The 13,449-nt window shown below is 64.5% G+C and carries 12 protein-coding genes; 7 read left to right on the forward strand and 5 right to left on the reverse strand.

What is annotated here, in order from left to right; genetic code table 11:
- Positions 1 to 76 precede the first annotated feature (76 nt).
- Together FYC77_RS00510 and FYC77_RS00515 are read left to right on the forward strand one after the other, a co-directional pair.
- Positions 77 to 3,163: a replication factor C small subunit gene (locus tag FYC77_RS00510; RefSeq protein WP_149079550.1), complete on the forward strand. Its 3,087-nt coding sequence runs from the start codon at positions 77 to 79 to the stop codon at positions 3,161 to 3,163.
- Positions 3,164 to 3,169: 6 nt separating this feature from the next.
- Positions 3,170 to 3,802 carry a GNAT family N-acetyltransferase gene (locus tag FYC77_RS00515; protein WP_149079551.1) on the forward strand — a complete coding sequence of 211 codons (633 nt, stop codon included), beginning with the start codon at positions 3,170 to 3,172 and terminating at the stop codon, positions 3,800 to 3,802.
- A gap of 44 nt (positions 3,803 to 3,846) precedes the next feature.
- On the opposite strand, the gene FYC77_RS00520 is transcribed toward FYC77_RS00515, so the two are convergent.
- Positions 3,847 to 5,562: a GAF domain-containing protein gene (locus tag FYC77_RS00520; protein ID WP_149079552.1), complete on the reverse strand. Its 1,716-nt coding sequence runs from the start codon at positions 5,560 to 5,562 to the stop codon at positions 3,847 to 3,849.
- 210 nt (positions 5,563 to 5,772) lie between these two features.
- On the opposite strand from FYC77_RS00520, the gene thiE reads away from it, so the two are divergent.
- The 3 genes from thiE to FYC77_RS00535 are packed head-to-tail and all read left to right on the forward strand — an operon-like array spanning position 5,773 to position 7,584.
- The gene (gene thiE, locus FYC77_RS00525) at positions 5,773 to 6,441 is read left to right on the forward strand and encodes a thiamine phosphate synthase (protein ID WP_149079553.1); all 669 of its coding nucleotides are present in this window, start codon (positions 5,773 to 5,775) and stop codon (positions 6,439 to 6,441) included.
- On the forward strand, positions 6,434 to 7,273 hold the full coding sequence (gene thiM / locus FYC77_RS00530) for a hydroxyethylthiazole kinase (protein ID WP_149079554.1): 840 nt from the start codon (positions 6,434 to 6,436) through the stop codon (positions 7,271 to 7,273). The genes thiE and thiM overlap by 8 nt, the downstream gene beginning before the upstream one ends.
- A gap of 41 nt (positions 7,274 to 7,314) precedes the next feature.
- Positions 7,315 to 7,584 (forward strand): DUF7553 family protein, encoded by a 270-nt coding sequence (locus FYC77_RS00535; RefSeq protein WP_149079555.1) that lies wholly within the window; start codon positions 7,315 to 7,317, stop codon positions 7,582 to 7,584.
- Positions 7,585 to 7,600: 16 nt separating this feature from the next.
- On the opposite strand, the gene FYC77_RS00540 is transcribed toward FYC77_RS00535, so the two are convergent.
- Both FYC77_RS00540 and FYC77_RS00545 read right to left on the reverse strand, forming a co-directional pair.
- On the reverse strand, positions 7,601 to 8,236 hold the full coding sequence (locus FYC77_RS00540; protein WP_149079556.1) for a rubrerythrin family protein: 636 nt from the start codon (positions 8,234 to 8,236) through the stop codon (positions 7,601 to 7,603).
- A gap of 115 nt (positions 8,237 to 8,351) precedes the next feature.
- Positions 8,352 to 9,215 (reverse strand): sulfurtransferase, encoded by an 864-nt coding sequence (locus FYC77_RS00545; protein ID WP_149079557.1) that lies wholly within the window; start codon positions 9,213 to 9,215, stop codon positions 8,352 to 8,354.
- Between the two features lie 282 nt (positions 9,216 to 9,497).
- Here FYC77_RS00545 and FYC77_RS00550 point away from each other — a divergent pair, with 282 nt between their 5' ends.
- Both FYC77_RS00550 and FYC77_RS00555 read left to right on the forward strand, forming a co-directional pair.
- Positions 9,498 to 10,298: a sulfurtransferase gene (locus FYC77_RS00550; protein WP_149079558.1), complete on the forward strand. Its 801-nt coding sequence runs from the start codon at positions 9,498 to 9,500 to the stop codon at positions 10,296 to 10,298.
- 223 nt (positions 10,299 to 10,521) lie between these two features.
- Complete coding sequence (locus tag FYC77_RS00555; protein ID WP_149079559.1) at positions 10,522 to 11,334, forward strand: aldo/keto reductase; 813 nt, start codon at positions 10,522 to 10,524, stop codon at positions 11,332 to 11,334.
- Positions 11,335 to 11,388: 54 nt separating this feature from the next.
- Here the strand turns inward: FYC77_RS00555 and FYC77_RS00560 are convergent, their stop codons facing one another.
- On the reverse strand, positions 11,389 to 12,231 hold the full coding sequence (locus tag FYC77_RS00560; protein ID WP_149079560.1) for a hypothetical protein: 843 nt from the start codon (positions 12,229 to 12,231) through the stop codon (positions 11,389 to 11,391).
- 72 nt (positions 12,232 to 12,303) lie between these two features.
- The gene (locus FYC77_RS00565) at positions 12,304 to 13,401 is read right to left on the reverse strand and encodes a YihY/virulence factor BrkB family protein (RefSeq protein ID WP_149079561.1); all 1,098 of its coding nucleotides are present in this window, start codon (positions 13,399 to 13,401) and stop codon (positions 12,304 to 12,306) included.
- Between the last annotated feature and the right edge of the window lie 48 nt (positions 13,402 to 13,449).

Here is a 13,449-nt window from a genome sequence, read left to right on the forward strand (position 1 = left end):
TACGTCTCGTCTCCCGTACGGTCGACGCGATGGATTTCTTCGGGCGATTTATTTCCTGGCGATTCCTTGGTCGGGTATGAGCGAGGCCGACGCCGAGGCGGCGGAGCCGACCCCCGGCAAGACCGAAGTCTGGATCGAGAAGTACCGGCCGGAGCGCCTCGACGAGATCAAGGGCCACGAGAATATCGTCCCCCGACTACGGCGGTACGTCGAACAGGACGACCTGCCCCACCTCATGTTCGCGGGGCCGGCCGGGACGGGAAAATGCGTGACAGGGGAGACTCCAGTACTAACCAACGAGGGTATTTCGCCCATTTCAGCTGTCGTCGGTGGCGTCGACGGATTCGGCGACCCGGATGACGATCTCGAGATACTCACGTACGACAACGACGGTACGTTCGAATACGTTTCTCCCTCCCACGTTTTCTCGAAGAACGCAACCGATCTTGTCTCGATCGAGACCCGTGACGGCAACGAGTTCACGGTCACACCGGAACACAAGCTACTCATCGCGGACGAATCGGGACTCGAGTGGCGGGAGGCTGGAAGGCTTTCCGGGGAGGAACGTATCGTTCGACCGCTGAAGACGCCCGTGGCCGACGGCCCGTTTTCTTCACTCGACTGGCTCTCGTCGATGGACGGCGAGCGAACGTTCGTGACCGTCTCGGAATCTTTCGCTCGCCGACACGAAATCCCGGCCGAAGAGAACTACGTCGGACAGAAAAAAACGGTGATCGGCTGTCTCCGACGCGGCTATTCGATCGACGAGATCGTTTCCGACTACGATATCCGTCGAAAAACCGCCACCGATTACGCTCGGACGGTATCGATCGATCTTCATGTGCCGTCGACGACGTGTTCACTGTCGTATCTTCGGTCGCTCGATGTCGAGAAGTCGGAACTTCGATCCCACGTCGAACGTATCCAGTACGTGACGCGATACAACAAGCGATCCAGCCCGATCACGCCGCCCTGGGAACTTACTCCGGACCTGGCACGCTTCGTCGGTCTCGCTGTGAGCGAAGCACGGATCGAGAATGGGCGGATCAAATTCTACAATACCGATAGGACGCTCTGTGAGACGTTCGAACGGATTGCACAGCAACTGTTCGATGCCGAAACGACTCGTGGTGTCCAGAAGGGCGTTCCGTACGTCGACCTCCGAACCAAGTCCCTCCATCACTTCCTCGAATCCTGTTTTGACGTCTTCGGTGATTCGCACACGGCCGCTATCGGTTCGACGCTGGTCCACGCCTCAGAAGACGCTCGAGCAGCGTTCCTTCAGGCCGTTTTCGATTCAGAGGCGTACGTTGCCACCCAGGGGACGATCGAACTGACTCAAAAGGACGAATCGCTGATCACGCTCTGTTCTTATCTGCTCGCGTCGTTCGGGATTCCAACCCGGCGCAAGCGGGTCGAAAAGACGGCAACGAATGGATCAGGATCACCTCAGGAGTATCATTCGCTGTATATCTCTGGAATCCCTGCTCTTTCGCGCTTCGAGGATGCCGTCGGATTCACCATCGATCACAAGTCTGATCGAGTCGCTGATGCGACGGCCGGCTCTGGAAATCCGAACCACGATACGATTCCTGCGCAAGCGGCCGTCGACCACCTGTGTCACACGCTCTCGTTGAAAAAAGAGCCACTGATAACCGAGACGCTGAACCCGGAAAACCCCGGCCGTGAGTCCTATCTCGAGGACATCGACCGTCTCATTCAAGCAGCATCTGATCGCCTTGAGGCGGCACAACAGGTTACGCACGATATCGATCGAGTCCGGTCGGACATTCGATCGATAAGCGCAATCCCCTCGGTGTGGGCCGGAGAGCGATCCACGTTGGACCCACTCTCGATCAGAAAGGAAGTCGAAGCGACGACTGGAATTCGGTCGGATCGGCTGCTTGAGTACTCTGATGGACGACGATCGCCGGTTGCAAGCCGCACGAGCGAGCTCCTCGTTACGCTTGAGTCACGTACTGACGTGCCAGACACTGCATCGATACAGCAATCGCTCGGAAACGCGATCGATGCCCTTGGTGTCTCGGACAATCGAATCGCGGAGGGAACGGCGTTGCTTGGTAGTGATGTCCGTCAACTTATCGAGAACGACGATCACGACCTCGGGTCACTGCCGCGGTTCGAAACTGTCGCCGAACGAATTCTCGGCGTTGCCAATGAGATGTGTTCAATGGAAGTCGTCGAACAACTAGTTGAACTCGATCGACTCTCGCGCGGAACGCTTTACTTCGACCACATAACGGACATCGAACACGTCGAAGACGAGCGTCGTGTCTACGATCTCACGGTGCCCGGAACGCGAAACTACGTCGCAGGTGACGTGCCAACCGTTATGCACAACACAACGGCTGCACAGGCCATCGCTCGCGAAGTGTACGACGAGGACTGGCGCGAGAACTTCCTCGAACTCAACGCCTCGGACCAGCGCGGGATCGACGTCGTCCGCGATCGGATCAAGGACTTCGCGCGTTCGTCCTTCGGCGGCTACGACCACCGCATCATCTTCTTAGACGAGGCCGACGCGCTCACCTCCGACGCCCAGTCCGCTCTCCGACGGACGATGGAGCAGTTCTCGAACAACACCCGATTTATCCTCTCGTGTAACTACTCGAGTCAGATCATCGACCCCATCCAGTCGCGGTGTGCCGTCTTCCGATTCACCGAACTCGGCGAGGAGGCACTCGAGGCCCAGATCCGCGAAATCGCCGAGACGGAGGGGATCGAGGTGACCGACGACGGCATCGACGCGCTCGTCTACGCCGGTGATGGCGACATGCGAAAGGCGATCAACGGCCTGCAGGCCGCGGCAGTCATGGGCGAGACCGTCGACGAGGAGACGGTCTTCGCGATCACCGCCACCGCCCGGCCCGAGGAGGTCGAGGCAATGGTCGACTACGCCATCGACGGCGACTTCACTGCCGCCCGCGCCGCCCTGGAGGATCTCCTGACCGACCGCGGGCTCGCCGGCGGCGACGTCATCGACCAACTCCACCGCTCGGCCTGGGAGTTCGACATTCCGGAGGGGGCCACCGTGCGACTGCTCGAGCGCCTCGGCGAAGTCGACTACCGCATCACCGAGGGAGCGAGCGAACGACTGCAACTCGAGGCGATGCTGGCCTCGCTCGCACTCGACGACGAGTAGTCGACGATGGCGGGCGACGTCCGCATTCGAGTCGCCGAGCCCGGAACGATCACCGGGGGGACCGTAGCTGGCGGAGACGCGGCTGCCGTTCGCGACATTTACGCACACTTCTGTGAGTCGACGCCGGTCACGTTCGAGGAGCGCGCGCCGACGGAAGCCCAACTGGCCGACCGGATCGCGTCGACCCTCGAGACGTACCCGTGGCTGGTCTGTGAACGCGACGGCGAGGTGGTCGGCTACGCCTACGCGAGTCGGCTGCGGAAACGACGCGCCTACCAGTGGGTCGTCGAACTTTCGGTCTACGCCGCCGCCGACGCCCGCCGGTCGGGAGTCGGGCGTGGGCTCTACGAGTCGATGTTCGCGATTCTCGAGCGCCAGGGTGTTCGCGACGCCTACGCGGTGACGACCGTTCCGAACCCCGAGACGGTCCGGTTCCACGAGCGTCTGGGATTCGAACGGCTGGGCGAGTTCCCGGCGATCGGCTACAGCCACGACGACTGGCGGGACGTCGCCTGGTGGCGTCGCCCGATCGGCCCGAAGACGGCCGACCCCGATCCCATCGCGCCGTTTCCCGAGGTCCGCGAATCCCCCGACTGGGAGTCGCTGGTCGCGACCGGTGAACCCTCTCTCGAGTTCTGACGGAAGCGATCGCTCAGGTTCGGCTCCGCACACTGGGCGATCGGTTACCTCGTCGCTGATTCGCGCCGATCACGTTCGCCGTCCTCGAGTGCGAGACCGTCGCCGGCGACGGGTTCGGTCGCTCGAGCGATCGCGACCAGACGATCGAGCAGCTCCCGTTGCTGTCGTTGGGCGTCGGCGATTTCCACGAAGTGTTCTCTGTCCCCGGTTTCTTCGGCGATATCGAGGAACCCGCGGGCGACGTTCAGCAGCGTCCGCACGTCGTCGTCGACCAGTTCGGCGACGGTCGAAAGACGCCGCTCGGCCGCGGCCAGATCGCGTTCGCATCGTCTCGCCTCCGTGACGTCGTCGTAGACGACCAGTCCTCCGGAGTTTCGTTCGCCTTCCCGCGCGTCGCCGTCGTCGCCTGTCTCGAGTGGAACCACCGCGAGGCGGTATTCGCGGATCTCGTCACCGATCTCGACCCGACTGACGAACCGTCGTCGTTCACCCGCTCGAATCGCCTCGCGCAGCGTCGACTCTCGACGTCCGACGCCCGGCAGGACGGCCTCGACCTCGATGGGGACGTCGACGACCGTCTCTGGGTCGACGCCGAAGACGTCCGCGTAGGCTTCGGTGACGGCTCGGACGATCACCTCTCCGTCGTCGATCTCGTAGCGGGCCGCCGGCTCCGGGAACCGCTCGAACAGCGATCGGAGACGGTCGCGTTCCGTGGCGGCGTGATCCCGTTCGACGAGGAGTTCGTCGCGTTCCGTGGCGACGTGATCCCGTTCGACGAGGAGTTTCTTTTGCTCCGTCCGAACGCGATCCCGCTCTTCCCGGAGACGGTCGTTCTCGTCGGCGAGTCTCGACTCGGTCTCGAGACGCTCGAGGACGGCGCGGGCGACCCGACAGTACGACGCGAGCGCCTCGCAGTCGCGCTCGTCGAACGCGGTTCGCTCAGCCGTTGCGGCGTGTAAGACGCCGACGTCGCCGACGGGGACACAACAGATCGATCGCAGTTCGTCGACGGCGTCGAACGGGTGATCCGGCTGGTCCTCGTCGCGCTCGTCGAGTATCACGGGGTCGCCGCTCCGGAGAACCTCGTCGAGGACTCCGTCGCGGGCCATCCCGTCGAGGTCCGATTCGGGAACGGCCGCAGTCGCGGATCGCAGCGTGAACTCGCCAAACTGGACCGTCGAGAGCCAGCAGTAGTCGACCTCGAGTGCGGTCGCCGCGTGGACGACCAACAGTTCGAACAGTCGATCGCGATCCTCCCGGGTTGCGACGTCGACGAGCGACTCGAGGAGTCGGTCGGCGAGGTCGTCGCTCGTCGCCGACCGGCCGCCGGGCATGGCGATCGTCTCGGGTTCGGCGTCGGATTCGGCTTGGCCGGCACACACCCACTCGATCTCGTCGGCGAGGTGGACGATCGCGTCGTCGGCGTCTCGCCGAACGTACCCCGCGAGTCCGTCCGTCGCCCGTGCCGCCGTCGGGGCGTACGACGCCTCCGAGAAGAGCACGATCGGCGTCGACTCGCAGGTTTCGATCGCCTCGAGGAGCGCCGACCCCGCGGCAGTCGGGGTCTCGGCGAAGACGATGCAGTCGACGTCCGACTCCCACGCCCGTAACTGTCCGACGTCCTCGGTCGACATCGGGTGGACGTATCTGTCCGGCCCCGAGCGAACCGTTTCCAGCGCGGCCGCGCCCTCGCGGGCCGAACCAGCGGTTTCGGCGAGGTAGAGAACCGTACGCTGTCGTGATCGCGACGAGAAAGTCATTCCGAAGTGATCGTCTCTGTCCCCGTGTGATTCTCTATCCAGATAAAGGTACACACCCGTTTGTCACCTATATAACGATATCCGGGTCCGAATTAAACACCGGTTTGACAGCTGTCGCTCGATCCTGCGGTCGATCGCTCGCCGATCCACCTTCGGCCACCCGTCTCGCCGACCGAAGCCGCTTAGTGTCTCACTGCCGCCGTATCCGCCATGGCACCCTCGAACTGGCGGACCTACCTCGTCACCCAGGAGTCGCTCTCGAGCGGTCGGTCGACCGTCGAGATCGTCCGCGAGGCAATCGACGGCGGGATCGACGCCGTCCAGCTTCGCGAGAAAGACACCGATACGCGCTGGCGGTACGAACTCGGCCTCGAGTTGCGCGAACTCACCGCCGCGGCGGGCGTCGATCTGATCGTCAACGACCGGGTCGACGTCGCGACGGCGATCGACGCCGACGGCGTCCACGTCGGTCAGTCCGATCTCCCGGTTGCGATCGCCCGCGACCTGCTCGGTCCCGACGCGATCGTCGGCTGTTCGACCTCGACCGTCGAGCAAGCCGAGCGCGCCGAGGCCGACGGTGCGGACTACCTCGGCGTCGGGACGATATACGGCACCACCTCGAAGGACGACGCAGTGGAGAAAGACGGCGTCGGCCCCAAACGCGTCGCCGAGATCGCCGACGCCGTCTCGATCCCGATCGTCGGCATTGGCGGCGTGACGGCCGACAACGCCGGGCCGGTCGCCGAGGCGGGTGCCGCCGGCGTCGCCGTCATCTCGGAGATAACGACGGCGACGGATCCGAGCCGGGCGACCGCGAGACTGGCAGCAGCCGTCGAAAGCGGCAAGAGCCCCGAGAGCGGAGAACCGACGAATGAGTGACTCGATCGACGTTACGACGGCGGAACTCGCATCGTCGCTTCGGACGATCCGCGAGGGTGAACCGCTGGTTCAGTCACTGACCAACGAGGTCACGATGAACGACGTCGCGAACCTGATCCTCCACTGGGGGGCACTGCCGGTGATGGCCGACTCGCCCGGTGACGCCGGCGAGATGGCCGACCTCGCGGACGCGGTCCTGATCAACACCGGGCAGATTCCGGCGCCGAAAGTCGAGGCTGCCCGCGAGGCCGGTCGCCGGGCGAACGAACGCGGCGTTCCGGTCGTCCTCGACCCCGTCGGCGTGGGCTCGACGCCCTCTCGGGAGGCGGTCGCCGAGTCGCTGCTCTCGGAGCTCGAGTTCTCGATCATCAAGGGCAACTACGGCGAAGTGAGTGCCCTCGCTGGCGTCGAATCCGAAGTGAAAGGCGTCGAGTCCGTCGGCGACTACGAGGAGATCGAACGCACGGCTCGCTCGCTGGCCGACTCGACCGGCGCGACCGTCGTCGCCTCGGGCGTCGAGGACGTCATCGCCGACTCCGAGAGCGCCTACCGACTCTCGGCCGGTCACGACCGGCTCGGCGACGTCGTCGGCACCGGCTGTATGCTCGGTGCCACCCTCGCTGTCTTCGCGGGCACACTCGAGGACGGCCACGCGGCTGCCGTCCACGGAACGCTCGCGTTCGGCGTCGCCGGCGAGCACGCCGCTGAGATGGACCACAACGGCCCGGCGAGCTACCGGACGAACTTCCACGACACCGTCGCTGGCCTCGGTCCCGACGCCGAACACGTCACCGATCTCGAGCTCGCCGACCGAATTTCCAGAGTCGTGTAGCTCCTGAAACAGTTTTATCAGCCCCCCTCGAACGCTCGTACATGACGCGTGACCGACTCGCGGACGCGGCCGACTCACTCGAACGTGCGGCGAGCGCGGCGGACGGCGACGCCCGCGACCGACTGTCCGACCAGTCCGAACAGTTCGAGACTCTCGCGGACGCCGATCGAGGCCCCGATCACGGCAAACTCGCCCGTCACGAACACGTTTTGAACGAGATCGCCGACGACGCGGGCGGGGAGGTCGCCGACCACGTCGAGGACGCACTCGAGTCGATCCACGCGTTCCGAGAGACGCTCGAGGGCGTCTGATCGACACGAAGCGCGCTCAACAGACTGGTTTCGGGTTCGCACCCATCGCCTCGAGGTTCTCGACGTACTCCTCGTAGGCGGCCTCGATCGCACCCGTCGCGGCTTCCTGGGCGCGCTCGCGGTCGTCCGCGTCGGAACAGACCTCCTCGAGCAGCGTCTCGGCGCGCTCGAGTTGGTCGTCTAAGTCGTCGCCGAACTCGCGGAAGACGCCGGCGGTCTGGGGGTCGGCGTCGCCGACGAAGTAGCCGACGACCTGATCTTTCGAGCGCGTGCTCGCGAGGATGCGTCCGACGAACGCGCCGACGCGGTCGACCGTCGACTCGAGTCCGCGGAGGTACTCGTGGAGCGCCGGCACCTCCTGGGGGTCGTAGCTCTCGTCGCCGAGATGTTCGAGGACGGTCTCGAAGTGGGCTTGCTCCTCCTCGGCGGTGGTCGCGAACGCCTCGCTCGCGGCCGAAACGTCCTCGTCGTCTGCCCACCCCTCGAAGGTCTGCCAGGCGGCGTGTTCGGCGTCCGCGGTGGCCTGGAGGACGGGTTCGGTGTCGATCTCGCCGCCCGTATCAGCATAGAGGGACTTCGAGGAGCCAAGTCTCGAGAGCGCGGTCTGATTGTCTTCCTGGACGGTCTCGAGGAACGCGTCGGTGTCAATCATGAGTGGCGGTTCGTGTGGGCGGGGGTTAGGCCTATCGTCGCGGGAAGCGCGGCGCCGCCTTGCTCCACGGGTCGCTTTCGCTCCCCGTTCCGGTAGGAGGGCTCCTTCGCGTCACTCAGTCCCCCTCGCCTTTCTCGATCGGTGCGTTCACGAGGTTACCCCACTCGGTCCAGGAGCCGTCGTAGTTGACGGCGTCCTCGTAGCCGAGCAGTTCGTGAAGCGCGAACCACGCGACCGAGGAGCGCTCGCCGATGCGGCAGTAGGCGACGGTGGTCTCGTCGCCGTCGATGTCCTCCTCGGCGTACAGCTCCTCGAGTTCCTCACGGCCCTTGAAGGTGCCGTCGTCGTTCGTGACCGCGGCCCACGAGATGTTCGTCGCGCCGGGAATGTGGCCGCCGCGCTGGGCGGTTTCCTGCAGTCCCGGTGGCGCGAGGATCTCGCCGCTGAACTCCTCGGGCGAGCGGACGTCGACGAGCGGAACGCCGCGTTCGATGGCGTTTTCGACGTCCTCGCGGTAGGCGCGGATGCTCTCGCGCGGGCCCGCGGCATCGTACTCGACGGCCGAGAAATCGGGCTCCTCGTCGGTCGTCGGATACTCGTTCTCGAGCCAGTACTCGCGGCCGCCGTCGAGGAGATAGACGTCCTCGTGGCCGTAGTATTTCAGCTGCCAGTAGGTGTAGGCGGCAAACCAGTTCGAGTTGTCGCCGTAGAGGACGACGGTGTCGTCCTCGCTGATGCCGTGACTACCGAGCAGCTCCTCGAAGTCCTCTTTCGAGAGGATATCACGAGTGGTCTGGTCCTGGAGCTGGGTCTCCCAGTTGAACCCGATCGCACCGGGGGCGTGTTCTTCGTCGTAGGCTTCCGTGTCGACGTCGACCTCGACCAGCCGGAGGTCGGAGTCGTCGCTCTGGAACTCCTCGAGGCGCTGGTCGGCCCAGTCGGCGGTGACGAGTACGTCGTTGGCGTATTCAGTTGCCATACTCGAGTCCACGTTCCCCGGGGTCATAGTGGCACTCGAACCGGACAATTCGGTCACAGGTCGACCGTCTCGGTGATGGTTGCCGCTACCTCGAACGACGACCGACTACGGACGTCCCGCAGGTGGCCGTCGTCTCCCAGCTGCGAGCACGCCCGTCGTATGACCCGTGGAACGACCACGGAGTCTCGACTGAATCCGGAAACAATTGCCACGACCTCGGTACCCAGGGGAGACGTGCCGGGAACAGTGGGTTATCGGTGCTCCGAGGCGTCGATACGACCGATGGACGAATCCGTCGTCGTCTCACCAGACTGGCTGGCATCGCGACTCGAGGAGCCGACCGTCCGCCCCGTCGACGTCCGCGACCCGTGGGAGTACGACGGGATCGGCCACATCCCTGGGGCGGTCAACGTCCCCTTCGACAGCTACCGCGACGAGTCGGACGTCGACCGCGGGACGCTTCCCGGCCCCGATGCGTTCGCCGATCTGCTCTCGGACGCCGGGATCGAACCGACGGACACGATCGTCGCCTACGACGACACCCACGGCGTCTTCGCCGCCCGGTTCGTGCTCACCGCTCTCGAGTACGGCCACGACGACGTTCGTCTCCTCGACGGCGACTACAGCGCCTGGAACCGCGAGTACGAGACGACGACCGCGGAACCGGAGTTCGAACCGACGAGCTACGAGACCGATCCGCTCTCTCGGGAGGAGAGCCCACTCGTCGGCCTCGAGGCCGTCGAAGACGCACTCGAGTGCGACGCGCTGTTCGTCGACACGCGCGAGGCTCACGAGTTCGAGGAGGCCCGCCTGCCCGGTGCCGTCCGCTTCGACTGGCGCGAGGTCGTCGACGACGAGACGCGACGGCTGCAATCTGAAGACGACCTCGAGGATCTGCTCGCGGAGTACGGGATCACGCCCGACCGCGAGATCGTCCTCTACTGTAACACGGCTCGCCGGATCAGTCACACCTACGTCGTACTCAGGGCGCTCGGCTACGAGGACGTCGCCTTCTACGAGGGAAGTCTGACGGAGTGGCTGGCGAACGACGGCGAGGTAGCGACGGGTGCTGTCGACTCCTGATACGGTTTACTGTCGATCAGTTCCGGTGAGACCGCGACCCGGACGGCGGTCTCACCGGTCCATCGCGACAGTAATCAGTATGACGAGCGCATCTCTTTCCACCAGTCGAGGAACCCGGTGAAACCTGCAATCTCGGGTAGGCGGGTCGCTCTCGAGTCGGTCCGAAAACCTGTCTGTGTCGCGACCGGAAGAACCATTCCAGAGTATCGACAAGGTCGGATTCATGCCTCGAGACTCGTTCCCTCGAATCGGCCTCGGGACGTACTCCGACGACGACCGCGAGCAGTGGACCGACAACGTCAGGACCGCCCTCGAGGTCGGCTACCGACATATCGACACGGCGCAGGTGTACGAAAACGAGGAGTACGTCGGCCAGGGACTACACTCGAGCGACGTCGACCGCGAGGACGTTTTCCTCTCGACGAAGACCGTCCACCACGACGTCCCGCCCGACCCGGAGCAGGTTCCCGAAGCGATCGACGGCTGCCTCGAGCGACTGGGCGTCGACGCCGTCGACCTCTGTTACGTCCACTGGCCGACGGGGATCTACGATCACGAGACGATTCTGTCGGCGTTCGACGACGCCTACGAGGCCGGCAAGATCCGCAACGTCGGCCTCTCGAATTTCACGCCTGAACTGCTCGAGGAGGCCCGCGAGATCCTCGATGCGCCGATCTTCGCTCACCAGGTCGAGATGCATCCGCTGCTCCCCCAGGAGGAGCTGGTCGCCTACGCCCGGAAGCACGATCACTGGCTCGTCGCCTACTCGCCGCTGGCCCGGGGAGAGGTGTTCGATATCCCCGAAATCCGGCAGGTCGCCGAGAAACACGACGCCTCGCCGGCACAGATCTCGCTCGCGTGGCTGCTCTCGCACGATCCCGTCGCCGTCATCCCGAAAGCCAGCAGCCGCGAGCACGCAGCACAGAACCTCGCGGCCCGCGAGATCGATCTCGACGACGACGATCTCGAGCTACTCGACTCGATCGATCGCCGCCGCCGGCTGATCGATCCCGACTACGGTCCGTGGAACCGGTAGCGATCCGACGACGCCGCGTCTCTGTCCGCTTCACGCACTCGAGGTGTCCGCGTCTCACTCGCCTTCGTCGACCACGACGACGAGCGTCGGCTCCGACCGGGTCACGTCGCAGTCGTCGACGGTGTCGTCGCGTTCGAGCGAAAGCGTCGTCTCGTCGACGTCGTCGTCGAGGAGAACGCGTGCCGTGAGTTCGGCGCTGTGTTCGGCGTTGCCGCCGATCGCGTCCGGATGTCGATAGCTCGAGGGCTCGTATCTAATGGGGACTTCGTCCCCGAGGACGTCGTCCGTTCCGGCCACGCAGCCGTAGATCGCTGGGTGCTCGAGCGGGCGCGTGAAGACGAACCCGTTGGTGGCGGTGGCCGTCCCGACGGAGACCTCCACAGGGGTTCCGTCCCGGTCCGTCGAGACGTCCTCGGGGGCAGTTACGGTGACGGACTCCTCGAGGCTGGTTTCGTAGGTGACGCCGCCGCCGAGGACGTCAGCGCCGACGAGGACGAGACTGAGACAGCACAACGCGATGACGACGATGCCGGCGGTGCGGAGGCTGATCGCGACCTCCCGTTCACGGACGGCGTAGCCCAGTCCGACGAACAGCGCCGCCGAGACGGCGAGTGCGAGGAAGATCCCGGTCTCGCCGAACTCGTACCGGCTTACAGTGTACCAGACGAACACCGCGTAGCTGATCGACGCGAGCGCGAAAGACACCACGCCGAGGCCACCCCGGTCGATGGCGACGCCGCCGACGAAGAAGCCGACGAACAGGGCAAATAGCAGGACGGTTCGTACCGTAATCGAGAGCCCGAACACCACGTCCTGGACGAAATACAGGAGCGCGACGAGCGCGAAGACGACGCCCAGGGCGTACAACAACTTACCGCCGTCGAGGTCGAAATTCATGGAGGGACATCTAGACGTCTAATAGATTCCAATTAAACATTTTGTACTGGTGAGTATCGATTGTATTCGACGTCACTCCCGTGGATCGGCGGCCTCTGAATCGGATTCGCTGTCCCGGACGTTCCAGTGCAGACCGATACTGACGGTGTCGTCGACGAACGGAATCACCGTCTTCCGTCGGTCGGTGTCGATCCGATCCGGCGGGGAGAGCCGCACGGACTCCCCATCGACGACGACTTCGACGTCGGTTGCCGTTGGGAGGCGCTCGCGAAGGTCGTCGATCGCCCGGATTGGATCGGCGGGTTCGCCGCTGGTCGTCGGTTCCGCACCGTCTTCCTCGAGCGGGATGCCGCCCAGGACGGGGCGGATCGAGACGTCCTCGCTTCGGTTCGAGAGCACGGCGTTGACGGCTGCGCCAACGAGGATGAGAAGTCCGCTGACGTACAACCACGTCATCAAGACGATGATCCCGGCGAGCAGGCTGTTCTGGGCGCTCGCCGAACTGTACTGGACGTACAGTTGAAACAGCGACTCCGCGGCGACGAGTCCGACGGCGGTGATGGCGACGCCCGGAAGCGCCTCGATGAGCGCCATATCCTCCTCGTCGGGAAACAGGTAGTACATCGGGACCAGCGCGACGCCGACGGCGACGACGAGGAAGAGTCGCTGTCCGAGCCAGCCCACGGGGCCACCGGAGCGGCCGAACCCACCGGGTGCGACGGATTCGATGGCGACGACGGCGGCGACGACCGCAGTCACCGAGACCAACACGACGACCGCATCGTGTACCTGATTGAGCAACGTGTTCCGCGCCTGAGACTCGTAGATGTCCGAGAAGGCCATGTCGAGACTTCTGAATATCCGCAACGCTCCCCAGACGAGAGCGACGATGCCCAGCGTCGAGGCGGCGGGCGGCGTCGTCTGGAGTTCCGCGACGAGTACGTCCGCCGCACCGGGAGTCAACGCCGCTCGAGTGATCGAGACCAGTCCATCCTCGAGACTCTGGTTCCCGACGGAGCCGATGACCGCGAGCAACAATAGGAGGAGCGGTAACAGCGAGAGAAAGGCGTTGTAGGCGATGCTCCCGGCCATGAAGGTGACTCGCTCGACTCTGAGTTCGTGGACGATCGCCCGCAACACGGTTTCGACGCGATCACGCTGGACAGTCATGGTTGCTGTGTGTCTCAAGGCGGTATAACCACTCTGGTGGCTGACTGA

This window comes from Natrialba swarupiae (assembly GCF_008245225.1).
Classification (GTDB): domain Archaea; phylum Halobacteriota; class Halobacteria; order Halobacteriales; family Natrialbaceae; genus Natrarchaeobius; species Natrarchaeobius swarupiae.